This is a genomic window from Ilumatobacteraceae bacterium, assembly GCA_033344875.1.
GTDB lineage: Bacteria > Actinomycetota > Acidimicrobiia > Acidimicrobiales > Ilumatobacteraceae > Ilumatobacter.
In genome coordinates, this window is record JAWPMO010000001.1 from 4,006,324 (window position 1) to 4,026,770 (window position 20,447).

Sequence of the window (20,447 nt, forward strand, 5' to 3'; positions counted from 1 at the left end):
GTCAGCTGATGTAGGCGACGACGTCGATCACGACGTCGGTGGCCTTCTCGGTGTACGCCTTCACGGTGCCCGTGGAGCTCAGCGCCACGGTGATGCCGTTGGCGACGAACTCGCCGGCATCGACCCAGTTGATGCTCGACCCGACCGGGGTCGGGCTGTCGGGGGTGTCGCCGTTGAAGACGAGCGCGTAGCCGAGTGCGTCGGTGTCGGCGACCGTGATGTTGATGATCGCCCCCGACGCGTTGGCCGGCAGGTCGGTGAACTCGGTGAGGTCGATCTCGCGGACCTCTCCGGCGGCGTGGCGACCCTTCTGGCCGGCGGGCGCCTCGCCGGCCCGCGAGTCGTAGGCGCGCTGCGAGTCCCACAGCATCACGGTGCCGCCGCCGTTCAGCTTCGTGAAGTTCGCGCCGTCGGCGGTGTTGTAGTACAGGTCCCCGGCGCCGTCGACGAACAGCTCGCCGACGAGGTGCATCTCGTCCTGCGGCGCACCGACGGCCACGTCGTCACTCGGAATGAGTCGGGCCGAGGCCTTGCCGCCGACGAACTCGCCGCCGTAGCCGCCGACGGAGATGCCGCCGATACCGGCACCGGCGCCCCGATGGCGGCCCCACGTGGCGGCGACGGTGTTCGGTGCGTCGGCGGGGGTGTCGCCGGCGACGGAGTGGCCGGCACCGCGCGCTTCGCCGTAGACGGCGTGTGAGCCGTTGGTGGCGTCGAGGACGATGCCTTCGACGCCGCGGGCGGGTCCGGCGAGCGGGACGTCGGTGGCGGTGTTCACGCCGCCGACGCCGGCACCGAGGCCGCCGTGGCGACCCCAGGTGGCGGCGACGGTGTTGTTGCCCTCGCCGTCGGCTCCGGCGGCGTCGGCGGGGGTGTCGCCGGCGACGGCGTGGCCCCCACCGTTGGTGATGCCGAGCACGGCGTGCGAGCCGTTGGTCGGCATCTCGACGATGCCCTTGACGCCGTTCGCCGGTCCGGCGATCGGCTGGTTCTCGGCCAGGCTCTGGCCTTCGGTGGCCGCGGCCGGCCCGAAGTGTCGTCCCCAGGTCGCGGCGACGGCGTCATCGGTCGTGTTGTTGACCACGCCGGCGATCGCGTGACCCTCGCCCTCGGTCACGCCCAGCACGGCATGGCTGTTGTTGTCGGCGTTCGAGAGCGTGCCCTTGATGGCGTTGTTCGACCGGTCGGACGAGGTCCCCGAGTTCACGATCTCGGTGGTGGAGGAGGACTCGTTGACGCCGCCGTCCGATGCGTCGGCACCCAGGACGACGTTGTCGCCGTCGGCTGCACTCGCGGTCGAGGCCTTGGTGATCACGGCCGCACCGGCGAGGCCCGCGCCGGCCAGGAACATCCGTCGACGGTTGATCCCACCCCGTTCCTCGGTCGTCTCGACGGTGGTGTCGGGGTTGAGTTGGTCGGTCATTGAAGATGTCCTCCTGGGGTCATGGTTCTCGGGTGGTTGCCCACCGGCCCTCGGCTGGAACGGCCCGTCGCTGGGAACGACGGCGGTCGCGCCGGAACCGGGATGGTCGTGATTCGGAGTCGCGAAGGAGGTGGATTGGTTCGGACGGAAAATCTTCCCGACCCGCCACTTCTGTTCGTGCGCTCGTGATCCGAGCGCGGGAGAATTTCGACGTCGGAGGGTTTGGGAACCGCTTCACAACCCCTGGTAGCCTCGCTGCTCGATGTCGCTGTTTCTTCGCGATTACCTCACCATCGTCTGGTTCGGCCTCGCGGCCATCGTCCTCGGCGGTCTACTCCTCGGTCTCGCTGCCGCGGTCAGGCCGTCGCGCCCCAACGCGCAGAAGCTGATCGCGTACGAATCGGGCGTCGATCCGGTCGGTATGGGCTGGTCACAGAGCCAGATCCGCTACTACGTGTTCGCGTTGCTGTTCGTCATCTTCGACGTCGAGGCCGTCTTCATCTTCCCGTGGGCGACGTCGATGGAGCGATACGGCTGGTTCGGTCTGATCGCCATGCTCGTGTTCATCGTGCTGCTGCTCGATGGTCTCGTCTACGCCTGGAAACGAGGACTCCTCCGATGGGTCTAGTCGACAAGGGCCGCATGCCGGCTCCGCTCACGAAGCTCTTCAACATGGGCCGCTCGTACTCGATGTGGGTGTACCAGTGGGGCCTCGCGTGCTGCGCGATCGAGATGGGTGCGGCCTTCGCGTCCCCTCGCTACGACGTGATGCGCCTCGGCGTGATCCCGTTGCCAGCGAGCCCGCGCCAGGCCGACCTCGTCGTCGTGTCCGGCACCGTGACCGACAAGATGGCACCGGCCGTCAAGCGCCTCTACGAGCAGATGCCCGAGCCGAAGTACGTGATCTCGATGGGGTCGTGCGCCAACTGCGGTGGCCCGTACTGGGACTCGTACTCGGTCACCAAGGGCGTCGACCAGATCATCCCGGTCGACATCTACGTGCCCGGCTGCCCGCCCCGGCCGGAGGCGCTGCTCGAAGGTATCGTCCTGCTGCAGCAGCGGATCAAGCACGAAGACATGGCGGCCAAGTGGCGCGGCGACGAGTACACCTCGCTGCAGAAGACCGCCGCCATCGAATCGGCCGAGCCGATCGTCGTCGGGGGTGGCCCGATTGAGTGAGACCGACACGCAGGACGAAGCGCCGGCGTTGCCCGGTGACGGCCTGCGCGAGGGCGTCGTCGACGCGCTGCGCGCCGACCTCGGCGACCAATTGATCGACACCCACCTCCTGCCGCAGGACGACCTGTGGGTGCGCGTCGCCCCCGAGGCCTGGACCTTCGCCGGCCAGTCCCTCAAAGCTCAGGGTTTCGACTACTTCTGTTTCCTGTCCGCCATGGACTGGATGCCGTCGCCGTACGGCAAGGGCGAAGACGACCCCGACGCCGAGCCGACCGAGCCCGACACCGAGATCAGGCAGGGGTACGCCGGCGGCGAGAGCCGATTCCAGTTGATCGCCCGACTCACCGACATCGAGCGTCACGTGGGCGTCACGATCAAGGCCGACGTGCCCGACTCGCTCACGATGCCGACCTGGATCCCGTTGTTCGCCGGCGCGAACTGGCACGAGCGCGAGACCCACGAGATGTTCGGGATCGGCTTCGACGGCCACCCCGACCTCCGCAACCTCTACCTGCCCGGCGAGTTCGAAGGGTTCCCGCTGCGGAAGGACTTCCCGCTGCTGTCGCGCATGGTCAAGCCGTGGCCGGGCATCGTCGACGTCGAACCGATGCCCGACTTCGACGAGCCCGAGGCCCCCAAGGCCGACGACACCGCCGCCGGCGACGCCGTCGAGGCGGCGACCGAGTCGTCCGCCGACGCCGACGCGCCGAGTAGCGACACCGACGAGTCGGCGAGCGCAACGGTTGTCGACACGCCGCCGACCGACGACGTCGCCGCGCCCGCGGCCGACGCCGATGCCGCTGCGACGGGCGACGCCGTGGCTGCCGCCGACGCGACGCCCGACGCCGTCGAGCCGACGTCGGCTCCCGACGCTCCCTCGGACGACACCGCAGGCTCGGGCGACGAGCGGCCGGGCGCCGACGGTTCCGTCGAGGCCGACCTCGAGCCCGGCACGACGACCGAGTCGACCGACGCCGATGCCGAGGCGCCGACCCCGGGGCCTGCCACCGAGGAGCATCCCGACGGACTCACCGGCGGCGACACCAACGAATCGAGCGCCTCATGACGATGCTGAACGAGCGTCAGCAGCTCTCCTACATCGCCGGTCAGGCCGCCGATGCCCGACTCAACGTCGAACTCGAGACCGAGGGCATGACCCTCAACATCGGGCCGCAGCACCCGGCCACGCACGGCACCTTGCGCATCATCGCCCGCCTCGACGGCGAGCAGGTCGTGTGGGCCGAGCCGGTCGCCGGATACATGCACCGCGGCTACGAGAAGCTGACCGAGGTTCGCACGTTCCCGCAGGTCACCACGCTGATCAACCGCATCGACTGGCTGGGCAGTTTCGCCAACGAGGTCCCCTTCATCCTCGCCGCCGAGAAGCTGATGGAGATCGAGGCGCCACCCCGCGCCCAGTACATCCGCACGATCCTGTTCGAGCTGAGCCGGATCGCGAACGTCGGTCTGTTCCTCGGCGACCTCGGCGTCCAGCTCGGCGCCGTGACGCCCGTGTTCCTCGCCTTCCGCGACCGCGAGTACGTGCTCAACCTGATCGAAGGCGCCACCGGCGGCCGCTTCCACCCCAACTTCGACCGGATCGGCGGCCTCAAGGACGACCTGCCGAAGGGCTGGGTCGACGAGACCCGTCAGGTCATGCGCAAGCTCCGTGGCTTCTGCGACGAGATGGAAGACCTGCTGTTCGGCAACGAGATCTTCCAGTCCCGGACCCGTGGCATCGGCGTGATCCCCGCCGACGTCGCCAAGTCGTACGGGCTGTCGGGCGCCAACCTGCGTGCCTCCGGCGTCGACTGGGACCTGCGTCGCGACCAGGATCTGCCGATGGTCTGGAACAAGGCCGACTGGAAGGTCTGGACGCACCCCGACGGTGACTCGTGGGCCCGCTGCTGGGTCCGCCTCCAGGAGACCCGCGAATCGTGCAAGATCGTCGAGCAGTTGATCGACGACATCCCCGCCGGCCCGGTCATGGCCAAGGTGCCGCGCATCATCAAGGTGCCCGAGGGCGAGGCCTGGGTGTCGACCGAGAACCCGCTCGGTGAGATGGGCTACTACGTGGTCAGCAAAGGCGATCTCGGCCCGTTCCGCGTCAAGATCCGTTCCGCGAGCTTCAACAACATCTCGATCACCCCGTGGGTACTCAAGGGCGTCTACGTCCCCGACATCATCACGATCCTCGCCAGCCTCTACTTCATCCTCGGAGACATCGACCGGTGATCGCCCAACTCGCTGTCGAGGTGCCCTACTGGGGCCAGTCGCTCCTGCGCGTGCTCGGTGGCATCGTCGCGGTGCTGCTGCCTGCCGGTGGCATCGTCTACCTCTTCCTGTTCAAGATGATGTCGTTCATGCAGAGCCGTCTCGGTCCGATGGAGGCCGGGCCGTACGGCTCGATGCAGCTCATCGCCGAGGTCGGCAAGTGGCTGCAGAAGGAAGACATCATCCCCGAGAACGCCGACGCCAAGATCTTCAAGATCGCACCGATCATCGTGCTGGTGTCGACGTTCCTCCTGATCGTCGTCGTGCCGTTCGGTCCCGACGCGCTCTTCACCAACTTCTCCGCCGGCGTGTTCTACGCGCTCGCGATCGGTTCGGTCTCGGTGATCGGCATCCTCGTCGCCGGTTGGTCGAGTGCCAACAAGTACTCGCTCCTCGGTGGTCTCCGTGCCGGTGGCCAGTTGATCGCGTACGAGCTGCCCATGGTGCTGGCCGTCGTCGGTGTCGTCATCCAGGCCGGCTCGATGAATCTCCAGCAGATCGTCGTCGCCCAGAACACCCAGGAGATCTTCGGGCTCGACTGGATCGGCAACCCGTTCGTGATCACCCAGTTCGTCGGCTTCGTGGTCTTCATGATCGCCGTGCAGGCCGAGCTGACGCAGCCGCCGTTCGACATGCCGATCGCCGAGTCCGAACTCGTGTCGGGGTACATGACCGAGTACTCCGGCTTCCGGTTCCTGATGTTCTTCATCGCCGAGTTCGCCACCGCCGGCGTGTTCGCCTTCATCGCCTCGGTGCTGTTCCTCGGCGGCTGGGGCGTCCCGTTCAGCTGGTTCGGATGGACCGGCATCGACTCCGTCGACAACTGGATGAACGTCGTCGGTCCGATCATCATGATGTCGAAGATGATGGCGCTCGTCGGCATCATCATGTGGGTGCGCTTCACCTACCCGCGGTTCCGCGAAGATCAGCTCCAGCGTTTCGCCTGGAAGGTGCTGATCCCCGTGTCGCTCGCCAACATCGTGGTCACGTCGATCCTGAAAGTCGCGGTGTAACGACCATGCCCAAGCTTCCCGGACTCATCAAAGGCCTCGGCATCACCATGGGCACCATGGCGCGCACGGCCAAGGACGGTGCCAACACCGTCCAGTACCCGCACGCCAAGGAGACGCCGCCCACCCGGGCACGCGGCGTGATCGCGCTGCACAACGACAACTGCACGGCGTGCATGCTGTGCTCGCGCTCGTGTCCTGACTGGTGCATCTACATCGAGGCCCACAAGCAGCTCGCCCCGCCTCGCCGCGCCGGCGGCAAGCCGCGCCAGGTCAACCACCTCGACCGGTTCGACATCGACTACGCGCTCTGCATGTACTGCGGTATCTGCGTCGAGGTCTGCCCGTTCGACGCGCTGTTCTGGAGCCCCGAATACGAGTACTCCGAGCCGCGCATCGCCGATCTGCTGCACGACAAGACCAAGCTGGGCGAGTGGATGGAGACGGTGCCAGAGGCGCCGGCGCTCGAAGCAGGAGCACAGACGAAGTGAGTGCCGTCCTCGCCGCCGACATCAACGTCGCGCAGAACGTCGGGTTCTACATCATCGCCGCGATGATGCTGTGGGGCGCGTTGCGGGTCGTCACCACCAAGAACGTCGTGCACGCCGCCCTGTGGCTGGTCGTGGTGCTCGGCGGCGTCGCCGCCCAGTACATCCTCGCCGCGGCGGAGTTCGTCGCCGTGTCGCAGATCTTGGTCTACATCGGCGCGGTCATGGTCTTGTTCCTGTTCGGCATCATGCTGACCCGGGCCACGATCGGGCAGGAGACCGACCTGAACAACAAGGGATGGGGCGTCGGCATCCCGGTCGCGCTCCTGCTGTTCGGCATGTTCGCCTGGGTCGTCATCGACCAGTACCGCGACGACGTGATCAGCGACCTGCCCGGCGACCGGATCGCCACCAGCACGCAGCGCATCTCCGACGGCTATCTCGGCGACTATCTCGTTCCGTTGATCGCACTGTCGTTCGTCCTGCTCGCCGCCGCCATCGGCTCCATCGTCCTGGCTCGCAAGGACTGACCATGCTGGCTGTCAACTTCTTGCTCCTGAGCGCGGCCCTGTTCAGCATCGGCGTGTTCGGTGTCATCGCCCGCAAGAACGCCGTGATGGTGCTGATGTCGATCGAGTTGATCCTCAACTCGGTCAACCTCAACCTGATCGCGTTCGCACTGATGAACGACGACATCGACGGGCACATCTTCGCCCTCTTCGTCGTCGCCATCGCCGCCGCCGAGGTCGGCGTCGGCCTCGGCATGGTGCTGATGATCTACCGCAACCGCCGCTCGATCGCACTCGATGAACTGTCGGAGATGAAGGGATGAGCGAGCGCAGCGAGGGAGTCCCTGTGGTCGAGCGAGCGCCAGCGAGCCGGGCACCGATGGGGTGCCGGGGGCGCAGCCCCCGAGGAGAAGAGGGCTGATGTTGCTCGCAGTAGAAGAAGCCGCCCACGCCGGCGGTGTCGCATCAGGCTGGTTCCTCGAGAACGCGTGGTTGATCCCGGTCATCCCGGCGATCGCGTTCTTCGTCATCATCTTCTTCGGCAAGCGCCTCCCGCGCGGCGGCAGCGAGGTCGGCATCGCCAGCATGACCGCATCTCTCGTGATCGCGGCCGGCGCCGCGTTCGAGTGGATCGGCGCCGTTTCCGACCAGACCGACGAAGCCGTGATCCGCCAGGTCGTGTGGTGGCAGTCGGGCGGCATCGAATTCGGGATCGGTCAGCAGATCGACGGCCTGTCCGTCATGATTCTGCTACTGGTCACCTTCATCTCCACGTTGGTGCAGATCTACTCCACCGAGTACGTCAAGGGCGATCGTCGCTACACGCACTTCTTCGCTGCCCTCACGCTGTTCTCCGCCGGCATGTTGGCGATGGTCATCGCACCGAACATGGTCCAACTCATCCTGGGGTGGGAGATCATGGGCCTGTGCTCGTTCATGCTGATCGGGCACTGGTGGGAAGAACGGGCCAACAGCGAGGCTGCGCTCAAAGCGTTCTGGACCGTCCGCGTCGGTGACGTCGGTCTCCTGGTCGGCACCGCGATGCTGCTCGGCATCTTCGGAACCCTCGACATCCAGGGCATCAACGAGCTCGCCGCCGCCGGTGAGTTCGAGAGCAAGTCGCTGCTCATGTGGGCGGCGGTGGCCCTGTTCATCGCCTGCATCGGCAAGTCGGGTCAGTTCCCACTGCACACCTGGTTGCCCGACGCCATGGCGGGCCCGACGCCGGTGTCGTCGCTGCTGCACAGTTCGACGATGGTCGTCGCCGGCGTCTTCCTGGTGGCCCGCATCTACCCGGTGTTCCATGTCGGCCTCGAGATCAATGCCGTCGGCCAGTCGTTCAACCTGGTCGCCGTCATCGGCGCCGTCACGCTGGTGGTCGCTGCCGCCCTGGCGTTCGTCCAAGACGACATCAAGAAGGTGCTGGCGTACTCCACCGTGTCGCAGCTCGGCTACATGATGTTGGGTCTCGGCGTCGGCGCCTGGACGGGTGCCGTGTTCCACATCGTCACGCACGCGTTCTTCAAGTGCTGCCTGTTCCTGATCGCGGGCTCGATCAGCCACACGGCGAGCCATCACAGCTTCGACATGAAGAAGGACATGGGCGGCCTGTGGCGCAAGATGCCGGTGTCGTTCTGGTCGTGGATCGTCGCGACCGCTGCGCTGGCAGGTGTCCCGCTGTTCTCTGGCTTCTTCTCCAAGGACGAGATCATCGACTCGGCCAAGCACTACGAGTACACGACGCTCTGGATCCTCTCCGTCGTCGGCGCCGGTATGACGGCGGCCTACATGGTCCGTGCGACGTATCTCACCTGGTTTGGTGAGCCCCGCGGCGCCGCCGCACACTTCATGGGCGTCGATCACGGAGCGGGTCACGACGAGCACTCGGCGCACGCCGACGACGCCGAACACGCCGAGGCTCATCTGCCCGACGCCACCGACGGAGCGGCCATCCACACCGGCCATGGCGACGACCACGGCCACGACGACCATGCGGACGAACATCACGTCGTACACGGCAAACCGTTGCCGTTCGCGCCGCACGACTCGCCGTGGAAGATCACCGTCCCGATCATGATCCTCGCGATCCTGGCGGTTGGCTCCGGCTACCTCAACGCGCCGGCGTTCAACATCCACTGGTTCGAGAACCAGACCGAGTCGTCGATCGGTCTGCCGATCGACCACGGCGACGAGGGTGGCGAAGAGAGTCCAGGCGACCACGACGAGGAAGCCGCCGACATCACCGAGTTCGCGTCGGCCGGTTTCCCCATGGCGTCGGCCGAGGGCGACGAAGCGCTCCATTACGAAGCCTCCGGCAAGTTCAAGGTGCCCGAACCGCCGACGTTCATGTGGAGCGCCGCCATCTGGCCCGGCCTCACGCTGGTCGCGCTCGGCGCCGGCCTCAGCCTCATGCTGTCGCTGGCCGTCTTCGGCCGTCGACGCAACCTGTTCTCGCCGCTGGTCGGTTTGACCCAGCGCAGCAAGCCCATCGGGGCGTTCCACGCGTTCCTGGTCAACAAGCTCTATCTCGACCATCTCTACGAGAAGGTGATCGTCCGTGGCATCGCCCACCCGATCTCCAACGCGGCGTACTGGATCAACCAGCACGTCATCGACGGCGTCGTCAACGGTGCCGGCCGGAGCGGCAAGCGCACCGGTGACTGGGTCTACCGCAACATCGACCAGCGGGTGGTCGACGGCGCGGTCAACGCATCCGGCATGGCCGCCAGCGAAGGTGGTCACGCCCTCCAACCCGTCCAGTCCGGCAAGGTCAACCAGTACGGCGCGCTGCTGTTCGGCGCCGCCGCGGTCGGCGCCATCGTCTTGATCCTCACCAACGTCTAAGGGCCCAAAGGCAACCATGGAAGTTCTCACCAACGACAACTGGCTCCTCACGGTCGGCACGTTCCTCCCACTCGTGGGTGTGCTGCTCATGATGTTCACCCCGGGAGCGGAGGAGCGGCTGCAGAAGCAGATCGCCATCGTGACCGCGGGCGTCACGATGCTGGTCGGCATCTACACGCTCATCCAGTTCGACTACGGGCAGGCCGAGAAGCTGCAGTTCGCGGTCGACGAGACCTGGATCAGCGTGATCAAGTCGAACTACACGATCGGACTCGACGGCATCAGCCTGCCGCTGTACTTCCTGTCGATGGTCGTGACCTTCCTGGTCGCGATCTACACGTGGGACAACATGCCCGACATCGGGAACCCCAAGGCGTTCCTGATGCTCATGCTGGTGCTCCAGGTCGGCATGGCCGGATCGTTCATCGCCCAGGACCTGATCCTGTTCTTCGTGTTCTTCGAGCTGGTGCTGCTCCCGATGTACTTCATGATCGGTGTGTGGGGCGGCGAGGATCGCCAGTACGCCTCGCTGAAGTTCTTCCTCTACACCATGTTCGGCTCGGCGCTCATGCTGGTCGCGTTCCTGGCGCTGTTCTTCCAGGCCGGTGGCGAGAGCTTCGGCTTCGAGTACCTGATGACCAACGGCGCCCTCATCGACAAGGACGTGCAGATCTGGATCTTCGCCGGCATGTTCGTCGGGTTCGCCGTCAAGGTGCCGATGTTCCCGTTCCACACCTGGCTGCCCGACGCCCACACGCAGGCGCCGACCCAGGGTTCGGTGATCCTGGCCGCGATCCTGCTGAAGCTCGGCACCTACGGTTTCGTGCGCATCGCGATCCCGATGTTGCCGCAAGGGGCCAAGGCCTGGGCGCCCGCGATCGCGATCCTCGCCGTCATCGGCATCATCTACGGCGCCCTCGGCTGCCTGGCCCAGACCGACATGAAGCGCCTCATCGCGTTCTCGTCGGTCGCCCACATGGGCTTCGTCATGCTCGGCATCTCGACCCTGACCCCGATCGGCATCAACGCCGCACTGTTCGGCATGGTCGCCCACGGTCTGATCACCGGCATGCTCTTCTTCGTCGCCGGCTCGGTCAAGCACCGGTACCACACGCTCGAGATCAAGCGGCTGTCCGGCATGTTGATCCAGATGCCCCGGATGGGCTGGATCCTCGGTTTCGCCGCCATGGCGTCGCTCGGACTGCCCGGTCTCGCCGGGTTCTGGGGCGAGTTCCCGGCGCTGCTGGCGTCGTGGAATCCCTCCGACGTCTTCTCCAGCGGCCAGGTCGACCTGTTCCGGGTGCTGACCGTCATCGCCGCCCTCGGTACCGTGCTCGCCGCCGCCTACCTGCTCTGGCTCTATCAGCGCACGGCGTTCGGTGAGCCGAACCCCGAGTTCATGTCGCACGGCACGCCCGCCCACTCGCTGAGCGCCGCCGCCAACGCCGATCACGACCACAACGACGAGATCCACGACGTCTCGATCGTCGAGTGGATCGCCTGGACGCCGTTCCTGGTCGCCATCGTCGTGTTCGGTGTCTACCCGCAGTTGATGTTCAAGGTGATGGACCCGGCTGTGACCCAGCTCGTCGAGCGGGTGGGGGCCGGCATCCCGTGATCGCCGCGCTCCTCGCCCAGGCGTCGGACTGGATCCGACCCGATGTCGATTGGCATGCGCTCGCGCCCGAGCTCGTCCTGGTCGTCGGCATCAACCTGGTGCTCCTCATCGACCTCTGGCTCGAAGATTCCAAGAAGTGGATGATGGGCGCCCTCACCGGCTTCGTGATGCTCGGGGCGTTCATCCCGGTCGTCACCCTCGCCGTCATCGGCGACACGCCGGTCCGATCGATGTTCTTCGATCGCTACGTCGTCGACGAGTATTCGCTCATCCTCAAGGCGCTGTTCCTGTTGGTCGGTTACGTCATCGTGCTGATGAGCCAGACCGAACTCGAAGAGGGCGGCTACTACCAGGGTGAGTTCTACGTGCTGCTCCTGGTCAGTGTGCTCGGCATGGTGATGATGGCATCGAGCCGCGATCTCGTGTCGGTGTTCGTCGCCCTCGAACTCCTCTCGATCCCCGCCTACATGATGGCGGCGTGGCGCAAGCGTGACCCGAAGTCGAACGAGGCGGGCGTCAAGTACTACCTGCTCGGTGTGTTCGCCTCCGGTGTGCTCCTGTACGGCATGTCGTACCTGTACGGCACCACCGGCACGACCAAGCTGACCGAGATCGGTGCCTCGCTCGCCGACAACCCGATCACGTCGATGCAGGTCATCGCGGTGGTGTTCGTGATCGTCGGGTTCGGCTTCAAGGTCTCGGCCGTGCCGTTCCACACCTGGGCGCCCGACACGTACGAGGGTGCACCGCTGCCCGTCACGGCGTTCCTGTCGGTGGCCTCGAAGGCGGCCGGGTTCGTCGGTCTGATCTCGATGTTGTTCCTGGCGCTGTACGCCGCCGACGGCGTTTACGAGCCGTTCCTCTGGGTGCTGGCCGCCCTCACGATGACGGTCGGCAACGTGCTCGCACTCCGTCAGACCAACATCGTGCGCATGCTCGCCTACTCGTCGGTCAGCCAGGGCGGCTTCATCCTGATGCCGCTCGCGGTGATCGCATCCGGCGACGCGGCCGATCCGGCACTCAAGTCGGTCGTCATCTACCTCTTGATCTACGCATTCTCGAACCTCGGTGCGTTCGCGGTGATCATGGCGGTCAGCCGCAAGACCGGCAGCGGCCAGATCTCGTCGTTCGGCGGCTTGCTCAGCTACGCCCCGGCCCACGCACTGCTGATGACGCTGTTCCTGGCGTCGCTCACCGGCATCCCGCCGTTCGGTATCTGGATCGCCAAGCTCCAGGCGTTCAAGACCCTCATCGACGCCGGCGACGACGCCGCGTACGCCCTGGCGATCGTTGCCGCCGTCAACACCGTCGTCTCCGCGGCGTACTACATGAAGGTCATGCGCGAGATGTGGATGAAGCCGGTGCCCGACGGCGACGTCGCCCCGATCTCCACACCGCAGCCGATCTGGGCCGCACTCGGCATCTGCGCCGCGGGCACCGTGGTACTCGGCATCCTGCCGGGTCTCGTGCTCCGGTTCGCCGATCTGCGCGACCTCACCGGCGCCTTCGGACCGTGACCATCGCGAGTTGTGCCTGGAGGTCGAGCGGATAGGTGAGGCTCTGTCGAACCTGGCCGCTCGACACTCCCGATGGATACGGGGAGGAATCAGCGGAATGAAAAGGAGCGGAGCGACCTATCCGCTGATCCTCCAGGCACAACTCGCGATCGGACGGCCGGCATGACTGAGCCGATCCCGTTCGACCGGTTCATGGCCGACGCGCTCTACGGCCCCGACGGGTTCTACTCGACCGGCGGCCGCGCCGGCCGGCGCGGCGACTTCATCACGTCACCGGAGGTCGGGCCGCTGTTCGGCGCCGTCGTGGCGCGTTTCCTCGATGCCGAATGGCGCCGGATCGGTGAACCCGACCCGTTCCTCGTCGTCGACGCCGGCGCCGGCCCGGGCACGCTGGCGCGGGCGATCCTCGGCGCATCACCCGCATGTGCGTCGGCACTACGCTACGTCACGGTCGACGTGTCGGGCCCGCAGCGAGAGCAACATCCGTCGGGTGTCGAGTCGCTGGCCGAGCTGCCGGCCGGTCCGTTCGACGGCGTGATCATCGCCAACGAGCTCCTCGACAATCTCCCGTTCCGGCTGGCGGTCTTCGACGACGGCTGGCGCGAGGCATACGTGATCGCGGGCCCGGACGGACAGTGGGCCGAACACCTGAGCGACCGATTCGACCCGCTGCCGCCCGTCCTGCCGTCGGCAGCGCCCCTGGGCGCCAGAGCACCACTCCAGGATGCCGCTGCCGACTGGGTCGTAGCGGCACGCGCCCGACTGCGTTCCGGCACCGTCGTCGTCATCGACTATGCCACGCCGACCACGGCGGGCCTCGCCGTGCGCCCGTGGCGTGAGTGGCTCAGGACCTATCGTGGCCATCAGCGCGGTGATCACTACCTGCGTGAGCCTGGTTCACAAGACATCACGACCGAGGTCGCCCTCGACCAGTTGCCCGAACCCGACGCGGTCCGGTCACAGGCGCACTGGCTGCAGCTGCACGGGATCGATCAACTCGTCGACGAGGGCAAGCGCCACTGGGCGGAGCACGCATCCCGTCCGGACCTCACCGCCCTGCGCATGCGCAGTCGCGTCGCCGAGTCCGAAGCCCTGCTCGACCTCGGTGGCCTCGGTGGTTTCACCGTGTGCGAATGGCGAGCGCGTTCGGCGCCGTGACCTGGCGCTTCGATTTCGCCACCGATCGCGGTCAAGTTCACGCCCGCACCTGCCGATGCAACGTCGGAGAGCCGAGGGAACATGCCAGGCCGTTGGGGCCCAGCCACGGTTCGGAACCGGGAAGTGAAGCGTTGATATGGACAGTTGGTCGAACGGATCGCCGGCAGCACATGATTCGCACGCGGCCGGAGCAGCCCACGACACCGACGTCATGTCGCGCCCGGCAGGCCATGATGCACGTGATGCCGGTATGAGCGATCGCCACGCCACCACGGTCGGCTCCGTTGCGGGCCTCCGAGCGATGCGACGACGACTGGCTGAATGGCTCGGTGAGCTCGGCGTGGACCTGCCCCTCTTCGTCGCCGACGTACAGTTGGCCACCGTCGAGGTCGTCACCAACGCGTTCGTCCACAGCTCGGCCGCCTCGGTCGACGTGTCGCTCGAGATCGTCGGCGACGACGTCGTCGCCACGATCGCGCACCAGTCGGCGATCCCCACCCCGTTGAACGAGCCCACCGCTCTGCCCGGAGACGACAGCGCCACTGGCCGCGGACTCTTCGTCGTCGACCAGATCGCCCGCGCCCGCACGGTGTTCCACACCGCCGGGGCGAGCACGATCCGACTCGACATTCCGCTGCCGTCGGTCTGACGCCGCTGCAGCGTCGGCCGACCGCGCGCTCGGGCACGAACTGTTCAGGGAACCTCAAGAAGCACGAATTCCGGTTTTGCATCGATGCGGGCCGGGGAAGAGTGAACCCACCCATCCCGCGGTGGGTGACAGCGATCGACCCACGAGGCGGTAGACCATGTACGAGACCACGAACCCGATGATCGGACGGCCCGCGCCCGGTCCGTCGTCCGCGCCGACGTCCGACCTGATCCCCGGTGTCGACGAGTTCGTGGGAGCCGAGTTCGACCGGTACCACGACCAGCTGATGACGCTGATGCGGCATGCGAATCGGAACGTCGACTTCGACCCGATCGTGCACCTGCAGACAGGTTCCGTCGTGGGGAGCGAGGCGTTGGCGGCCTTTCCGGGTCAACTGTCGACCCTGGCGTGGTTCCGGGTCGCGCACGCGATGGGCATCGGTGTCGACCTCGAACTGTCGGTGCTCGATGCCGTCATCGAGCGGTATCGCGAAGAGGCCACCGGCTTCATCGGGGTGAACGCCTCGGCGGAGGCGCTGGTCGACCCGCGCTTCCTCGAGCGTCTCCACGACGTCGACGACGATCGTCTGGTGGTCGAGCTGACCGGGCAGACATCGCTGCCGAGCCTCGGCCGTTTGCGTATGACGATCGACAAGGTCCACGCCACCGGGACCCGACTCGCGATCCATGTCGCCGACCTCGGGCCGGCGTCGTTGCGGTCGATCACGAGTCTCGAGCCCGACGTGGTCAAACTCGATCCGGTGCTCACCGCACAACTCGCCGCCGACACCGCCGATGTGGCGGCGGCGCGGAACTTCTTCGAACGCTGCCGCCACGACGGGATCTTCGTCGTCGCCGTCGGCGTCGAGCGTGCCGAGCAGCTGCGGGCGCTCGAGGGCCAGAGCGTCGATGCGTACCAGGGGTGGTTGGCGCGTGCGGAGCGTCCGCCGTCCTCCCTGGACCGCCTGGGATAACGGGGAGATAGCCACCCGTTTCCAGGGCATTCGCCCTCGAAACGAGGGCCGAACGACCCCTCGCGGTCCCAGTTAGTTGTTATAACAACTGTGTTGGTCAAGGCTCGGCGATCACCGGCCGAAGCAACAGCATCGTGACCACTCATCTGACTCGGGCTGCCACCGCGCCCACGACACCAGAGCTGCCACTGCTCCAGCGGATCGATGTCCGCCGCCGCACGCGCGACGCGCTCCTGTTCTGTGTCGTCCTGATCGGCTATGTGGCGGGCGCCTACTTCGCGTTCTACCTCCTCGACCTCTCCGGGCTCGGCGCCGTCTTCTTCGTGCCCGCCGGGATCACCTCGGCGGCCCTCCTGCTGAGCGATCGCCGTCAGTGGCCGTTCGTGCTCGCCGCCGCCTTCCTCGCCGAGTTCTACGTCGACATCGATTCCGGCGGCTTCTCGATGTGGTCGCTCCTCGGTTTCGCCGCCGCCAACACGATCGAACCCGTGGCGGGTGCGCTCATCGCCACCCGGGGGCAACGCCGCCGGATCGACATCCGTCGCCGGTGGGACCTGTTCGGTTTCATGGCCGGGGCGGTCATCATCGGCCCGACGATCGGCGGCGCGATCGGCGGGTTCACGGTCTTCATGGGTGGCGGCCCGTTCCGGAGCATCTGGTGGTCGTGGGGCCTCGGCGACAGCCTCGGCGTGCTGGTCGTCGGTGGCCTCCTCCTCACGGTGTTCACCTACGAACGCGGCTCGGTGAACACCGTGGAGACGGTGGTGCTGATCGGCCTCACCACCGCGTTCGGCTTCTTCCTCCACTGGGTCACCGACCTGCCGATCGGCTTCCTGGCCGTGGTGCCGCTCGTGGTGATCAGTGCTCGGCTCGGGAGCCTCGCCGCTGCGGCCACGAGTGTGCTCGTCGTCGCGGTCGCCGTGACGTCGTGGATCCCAGAGGACGCGCTCGTGGCCGGCATGGAGGGCTCGCGCGGCATCCTGCTCGTCAAGTTGCAGCTGTGGGCGATGGCGGCCGCCGGCCTGCTGGTCGCCGCCGAGTCGTCGGAGCGCCAATCGGCATCCGCGCTCGCCGGCTCCCGACTGCGTGCCACCGAGGTGCTCCGCGAAGCGCTCGCTCCCGACCCGTTGATCCGGTCGGACCATGTCGACGCCGAGGGGATCTCGCAGTCGCCCAACGAGGAGCTGAAGGTGGGTGGCGACTGGTACGACGTCGTCCCGCTCCCCGACGGTCGCGTCGCGATCATGATCGGCGACGTGGCGGGGCACGGCGAGGAGGCGCTCATCACGATGGGCAAGTTGCGCTTCGCCGCATCGGCGCTGTCGATGTTCGCCAGCGAACCGGGCGAGATCGCCGACGCGCTCGACGTGTTCGCCCGCTCGACGATCACACGACCCTACGCGACCGCGTTCTTCGCCATCTTCGACCCGGCGCGACGTGAGCTCAAGTATTCGACCGCCGGGCACCCCCCGGCGATGCTCGGAGCCGCCGACGGCAGTTGGCGGTGGCTCTACGAGGGTCGTTCGACCCCGATCGGCCTGCCGTTCCCACGGGCGCGCCCGTCGGCCACCGTGCAGCTGGACGGACCCGCGACGCTGGTGATCTACACCGACGGTGTGGTCGAACGGGCGGGCGAGATCATCGACAGCGGGCTCGCGAGAGTCTTCGACGCCGTGGTCCGGTCGCCCGATCGGCCGGTCGCCGACCTGGTCGACGAGGTCACGACGTCGACCAACCACGACGACACGTCGTTCGTGCGGATCCGTCTCCGCTGCTGATCCGTCGGTCCGGATCGGGCGTCGAACCGGCGGGCGCCGGATCGGTCACGAGCGGGCTCGGCGAGCACGCCGTCGCCCGCACCGCACGCTCAGGCCAGGTTGAAGAACTCTTCGAGGCTGCTGAGTTGGAACAAGCGCAGCACCGCCGGCGACGGGTTGCGGATGGTCAGCGTGGCCCCCTGCGCTTCGACGGCCTGCTGCGACGCAATCAGGGCTCGGATGCCGCTCGAGTCGATGAACGCGACGCCGGCGACATCGATGACGACATCGCCCTCGCGCTCCGCGATCGCGTCGGCGAGCTGACCGGCGGTGGAGGCGTCGATCTCGCCGACGACCTCGATCACACCGTCGACCTCGTTGAGTTCCAGTTCTTCTGATTCTTCCATGGGGGTTCCTTGTCGTGGGCGAAGGCGCCCAATGGTACTGGAATCGCCGCCGCACGCTCCGGAACCCGGGGTGGTCGCCGTCAGTGCCGGATGGAGAACATCTCCCACGGGCCGATCGTGAACGCGGTGCGGTCGCCGGCGGTCGTCTCGATCTCGACGACCTGCGACGCGTCGGTGTCGTTGTGACCGAAGACGCCGACGGTGCCGTCGGGGTTGACGAACGCCACGGTCGGAAACCGGTCGACCCGGTTGGTTCCCACACGGACGGCACCGGGGTCGGCCGCCCGTGACAGGTGGGCGAGCGTGAAGAACTCGGGGCCGGGTGCGACCGTACCGGCGGCGGGATCGATGGTCAGCAGACCGCGGCAGTTGTCGCAACCGCCCGGCAACGTGACGGTGTCAGGGGTCTGGGCGAGGTTCCACATGAGCAGCCCCGACGCCCCGGCTCGGATCGATTCGGTGACGAGCACCCTGCTGTCCCACCCGAACGTGCTCGTCCAGTTGTCGTCGGTGCCGGTGCACTCGGTCACGACGGCCGGCACCGACAGACCTGCCATCTGGTCGGGGGTGCCCTCGTAGCAGTGGAATGCAGCGGCGTCGAAGTCGGCGCCGTCGATGACGGTGTCGACACGGTCACGGTCGGCCCAGTTGTGGTCGACCGCCCAGAGGTCGACGCCGTTGGCGTCGAGGGCCGGTCGCACCGTGCGAGCCAGGTCGACCAACTGTTCGTCGGAGATCGTCATCGAGGGGTAGTCGGCCAGGTGGCCGGGCTCGTTGGCGAGGCTGATGGCATCGATCGGTGCGCCGGTGGCGAGCAACCACTCGACCTGCTGTCGGAGGAGAGCGGCGTAGTCCGCTTGGGCGTCGGTTGCGAGGCCGCCATCGGAGGCGATCATCGAGTCGGGCGCCGTCCACGGTGTCGCGACGAGGCCGAGGTCGGGCTGCAGCTCGAACGCTGCGATGGTGACGTCGGCGGCCCTGCGGGCCTCGGCCGTCGGCGTGGCGACCCGGGAGCGGGCGTCCCACCCCCAGGTCCACGCGGTCGCGGAGAAGTCGGTGGCGGACAGCGGCAGGCGTCCGAGGTCGAGTTGTGCGCCGTCGGCGCGGCTCGGGTCGAACAGCAGGCCGAGCGCATCGCCGTCGGCGGCGAGCAGGTCGACCGACACGTCGGTGAAGGCCCCGCCCACGCCCATCCACTCCTGGCCGATCTCGTCGAGGTCGATCCGCACCGATCGCGTGGCCGGAGCGGAACTCCCGGTACCGACGGCGGCGAGACGCCGCGAGCCGTCGATCGGCGACGTGGCCGTGACGGTCCAGCTGTCGACCGGAGCGACTCGTTCGATCCCGTCGGCCGAGGCGACGGCGGGGCCGTCGGCGAGCGCAGCCTGCGGCTTCACGTGCAGTTCGAGGACGGCGAGCATGAGCACCGCGACCGCCGTCACGAGGACGGAAAACTCGAGGAACGTGTTCCCTCGTTCGGTCGGCTGCTCGGTCATGGCAGGAACGTCCCCCTGGCGCGCACCGCGTAAACGCGAAACGGCAGGTTGTTTCCTCAAGATCGCGTCTGGTCGGGCGGGCCGGCTCGGCCGGTCGCCACGGCGGCGTCAGCCGAGGTTTCGTCGCACCGATCGGACCGCTTCGTCGGTCGCCGTCGCGTACCCGCCGCCGAACTTGATCGCGTGGACCGTGAGCGGCGCCAACTGGTGCAGCGGGAGCCGTTCGCGCCAGCCGTCGCCCAGCGCGTACTCCTGGTCGTATGCCTCGAAGCACTCGATGCCGAAGCCGCCGAACAGCCGCATCATGGCCAGATCGAACTCGCGATGCCCTCCGTGAGCGGCCGGATCGATCAGCCACGACGTTCCGGTGACGTCGATCAACCGATTGCCGGCCCAGAGGTCGCCGTGCAGACGTGCCGGGGGTTCACGTGGCACGCCGAGTTCGTCGAGGTGCTCGGAGATCCACCGGATCCCCTCGAGTGTCGTCGGAGCCAGTGCTCCGGCGTCGGCCGCGAGCCCGATCAGTGGCTGCAGCCGTTGGGTGGACAAGAACTCGGTCCACGTGTCGCACGGTTCGTTCGGCAGGGCACGGCTTCCCGTCGTCCGTCGATCGGCGCGCCCGAAGTGTGGGGCGCCCGAGCGGTGCAGCCGGGCGAGCGAGCGTCCGAACTCTGCGTCGGAGCCCCGGGAACGGCCCGTCTCGATCCAGGGCAGCGCGAGGTGCGGTGGAACGTCCTCGTCGCCGTCGGACACCGACAGCACCTCGGGCACCGACGCGGCCGCCGCCGCCCGGAGCCACTCCAGCCCGGCAGCTTCGGTGGTGAAGAAGTGCGTCGGCGGGTCGCGATGTGTCTTCACGAAGACGGTTCGACCGTCGGCCAACTCGAATCGGTGGGACTCGGCGACGTCGCCACCCGTGACGCCGGATGTCGCGACGACCGCCACGTCGAGCGTCGCGGCGATGGCCTCGACGAGGCGCATCGAATCAGCCGTGACCCACGGCGTCGACGATGATGTCGGCGGTCGTGAGCGTGAACACCGAGGTCGGACGCGGAACGACGGTCGACGGGGTCATGGTCCATGAGTGTGGCACGCCCGGTGGCGAGGGTCCCGGACGGTGGGGCGCCCAGCTTGCCGATCGGGTG

At 67.3% G+C, this 20,447-nt stretch carries 19 protein-coding genes; 15 read left to right on the top strand and 4 right to left on the bottom strand.

Translation table 11 applies throughout. The features are described from left to right. Position 1: 1 nt before the first annotated feature. Complete coding sequence (locus R8G01_19035) at positions 2-1,423, bottom strand: hypothetical protein (protein ID MDW3216100.1); 1,422 nt, start codon at positions 1,421-1,423, stop codon at positions 2-4. Between the two features lie 262 nt (positions 1,424-1,685). Between R8G01_19035 and R8G01_19040 the strand changes: the two genes are divergently transcribed. The 15 genes from R8G01_19040 to R8G01_19110 all read left to right on the top strand — a co-directional run bounded on the left by R8G01_19040 (position 1,686) and on the right by R8G01_19110 (position 17,420). Beyond that, positions 1,686-2,051: an NADH-quinone oxidoreductase subunit A gene (locus tag R8G01_19040; protein ID MDW3216101.1), complete on the top strand. Its 366-nt coding sequence runs from the start codon at positions 1,686-1,688 to the stop codon at positions 2,049-2,051. Then, positions 2,042-2,602, top strand: a complete 561-nt coding sequence (locus R8G01_19045; protein ID MDW3216102.1) for an NADH-quinone oxidoreductase subunit B family protein — start codon at positions 2,042-2,044, stop codon at positions 2,600-2,602. The genes R8G01_19040 and R8G01_19045 overlap by 10 nt, the downstream gene beginning before the upstream one ends. Beyond that, positions 2,595-3,668, top strand: coding sequence for an NADH-quinone oxidoreductase subunit C (locus R8G01_19050; GenBank protein ID MDW3216103.1), 1,074 nt, complete (start codon positions 2,595-2,597; stop codon positions 3,666-3,668). Before R8G01_19045 ends, R8G01_19050 begins: the two co-directional genes overlap by 8 nt. Then, the gene (locus R8G01_19055) at positions 3,665-4,837 is read left to right on the top strand and encodes an NADH-quinone oxidoreductase subunit D 1 (GenBank protein ID MDW3216104.1); all 1,173 of its coding nucleotides are present in this window, start codon (positions 3,665-3,667) and stop codon (positions 4,835-4,837) included. The genes R8G01_19050 and R8G01_19055 overlap by 4 nt, the downstream gene beginning before the upstream one ends. Further along, complete coding sequence (locus tag R8G01_19060; GenBank protein MDW3216105.1) at positions 4,834-5,889, top strand: complex I subunit 1 family protein; 1,056 nt, start codon at positions 4,834-4,836, stop codon at positions 5,887-5,889. Before R8G01_19055 ends, R8G01_19060 begins: the two co-directional genes overlap by 4 nt. Positions 5,890-5,894: 5 nt before the next feature. After that, entirely contained in the window at positions 5,895-6,377 is a 483-nt protein-coding gene (locus R8G01_19065; protein MDW3216106.1) for a 4Fe-4S binding protein, read from the top strand. Then, the gene (locus R8G01_19070; GenBank protein ID MDW3216107.1) at positions 6,374-6,904 is read left to right on the top strand and encodes an NADH-quinone oxidoreductase subunit J; all 531 of its coding nucleotides are present in this window, start codon (positions 6,374-6,376) and stop codon (positions 6,902-6,904) included. The genes R8G01_19065 and R8G01_19070 overlap by 4 nt, the downstream gene beginning before the upstream one ends. Before the next feature lie 2 nt (positions 6,905-6,906). Further along, complete coding sequence (nuoK, locus tag R8G01_19075; protein ID MDW3216108.1) at positions 6,907-7,206, top strand: NADH-quinone oxidoreductase subunit NuoK; 300 nt, start codon at positions 6,907-6,909, stop codon at positions 7,204-7,206. Positions 7,207-7,303: 97 nt separating this feature from the next. Further along, a complete protein-coding gene (locus tag R8G01_19080) occupies positions 7,304-9,727 on the top strand; it encodes an NADH-quinone oxidoreductase subunit L (protein ID MDW3216109.1) in 2,424 nt (807 codons plus the stop codon). A 16-nt stretch (positions 9,728-9,743) separates the two neighbouring features. Next, positions 9,744-11,345, top strand: coding sequence for an NADH-quinone oxidoreductase subunit M (locus R8G01_19085; protein MDW3216110.1), 1,602 nt, complete (start codon positions 9,744-9,746; stop codon positions 11,343-11,345). Beyond that, a complete protein-coding gene (locus R8G01_19090; GenBank protein ID MDW3216111.1) occupies positions 11,342-12,862 on the top strand; it encodes an NADH-quinone oxidoreductase subunit N in 1,521 nt (506 codons plus the stop codon). Before R8G01_19085 ends, R8G01_19090 begins: the two co-directional genes overlap by 4 nt. Positions 12,863-13,024: 162 nt before the next feature. Beyond that, positions 13,025-14,020 (top strand): SAM-dependent methyltransferase, encoded by a 996-nt coding sequence (locus tag R8G01_19095; GenBank protein MDW3216112.1) that lies wholly within the window; start codon positions 13,025-13,027, stop codon positions 14,018-14,020. 250 nt (positions 14,021-14,270) lie between these two features. Beyond that, positions 14,271-14,669 (top strand): ATP-binding protein, encoded by a 399-nt coding sequence (locus tag R8G01_19100; protein ID MDW3216113.1) that lies wholly within the window; start codon positions 14,271-14,273, stop codon positions 14,667-14,669. Positions 14,670-14,826: 157 nt separating this feature from the next. Continuing rightward, entirely contained in the window at positions 14,827-15,642 is an 816-nt protein-coding gene (locus tag R8G01_19105) for an EAL domain-containing protein (protein MDW3216114.1), read from the top strand. Positions 15,643-15,776: 134 nt separating this feature from the next. Further along, positions 15,777-17,420, top strand: coding sequence for a SpoIIE family protein phosphatase (locus R8G01_19110; GenBank protein ID MDW3216115.1), 1,644 nt, complete (start codon positions 15,777-15,779; stop codon positions 17,418-17,420). An 89-nt stretch (positions 17,421-17,509) separates the two neighbouring features. Here R8G01_19110 and R8G01_19115 read toward each other — a convergent pair whose 3' ends face one another. From R8G01_19115 to R8G01_19125, 3 genes are all read right to left on the bottom strand, one after another. Continuing rightward, on the bottom strand, positions 17,510-17,806 hold the full coding sequence (locus tag R8G01_19115; GenBank protein MDW3216116.1) for an STAS domain-containing protein: 297 nt from the start codon (positions 17,804-17,806) through the stop codon (positions 17,510-17,512). An 80-nt stretch (positions 17,807-17,886) separates the two neighbouring features. Then, a complete protein-coding gene (locus R8G01_19120) occupies positions 17,887-19,302 on the bottom strand; it encodes a glycoside hydrolase family 30 beta sandwich domain-containing protein (GenBank protein ID MDW3216117.1) in 1,416 nt (471 codons plus the stop codon). A 108-nt stretch (positions 19,303-19,410) separates the two neighbouring features. Continuing rightward, complete coding sequence (locus R8G01_19125) at positions 19,411-20,283, bottom strand: fructosamine kinase family protein (GenBank protein ID MDW3216118.1); 873 nt, start codon at positions 20,281-20,283, stop codon at positions 19,411-19,413. Positions 20,284-20,447 lie beyond the last annotated feature (164 nt).

What these genes read in the sequence shown, in the direction of transcription:
- R8G01_19105 (MDW3216114.1), top strand. Translation starts at nt 14,827, where the DNA reads ATGTACGAGACCACGAACCCGATGATCGGACGGCCCGCGCCCGGTCCG.
- R8G01_19045 (MDW3216102.1), top strand. Translation starts at nt 2,042, where the DNA reads ATGGGTCTAGTCGACAAGGGCCGCATGCCGGCTCCGCTCACGAAGCTC.
- R8G01_19080 (MDW3216109.1), top strand. Translation starts at nt 7,304, where the DNA reads ATGTTGCTCGCAGTAGAAGAAGCCGCCCACGCCGGCGGTGTCGCATCA.
- R8G01_19100 (MDW3216113.1), top strand. Translation starts at nt 14,271, where the DNA reads ATGAGCGATCGCCACGCCACCACGGTCGGCTCCGTTGCGGGCCTCCGA.
- R8G01_19035 (MDW3216100.1), bottom strand. Translation starts at nt 1,423, where the DNA reads ATGACCGACCAACTCAACCCCGACACCACCGTCGAGACGACCGAGGAA.
- R8G01_19095 (MDW3216112.1), top strand. Translation starts at nt 13,025, where the DNA reads ATGACTGAGCCGATCCCGTTCGACCGGTTCATGGCCGACGCGCTCTAC.
- R8G01_19040 (MDW3216101.1), top strand. Translation starts at nt 1,686, where the DNA reads ATGTCGCTGTTTCTTCGCGATTACCTCACCATCGTCTGGTTCGGCCTC.
- R8G01_19055 (MDW3216104.1), top strand. Translation starts at nt 3,665, where the DNA reads ATGACGATGCTGAACGAGCGTCAGCAGCTCTCCTACATCGCCGGTCAG.
- R8G01_19065 (MDW3216106.1), top strand. Translation starts at nt 5,895, where the DNA reads ATGCCCAAGCTTCCCGGACTCATCAAAGGCCTCGGCATCACCATGGGC.
- nuoK (MDW3216108.1), top strand. Translation starts at nt 6,907, where the DNA reads ATGCTGGCTGTCAACTTCTTGCTCCTGAGCGCGGCCCTGTTCAGCATC.
- R8G01_19085 (MDW3216110.1), top strand. Translation starts at nt 9,744, where the DNA reads ATGGAAGTTCTCACCAACGACAACTGGCTCCTCACGGTCGGCACGTTC.
- R8G01_19120 (MDW3216117.1), bottom strand. Translation starts at nt 19,302, where the DNA reads ATGACCGAGCAGCCGACCGAACGAGGGAACACGTTCCTCGAGTTTTCC.
- R8G01_19115 (MDW3216116.1), bottom strand. Translation starts at nt 17,806, where the DNA reads ATGGAAGAATCAGAAGAACTGGAACTCAACGAGGTCGACGGTGTGATC.
- R8G01_19125 (MDW3216118.1), bottom strand. Translation starts at nt 20,283, where the DNA reads ATGCGCCTCGTCGAGGCCATCGCCGCGACGCTCGACGTGGCGGTCGTC.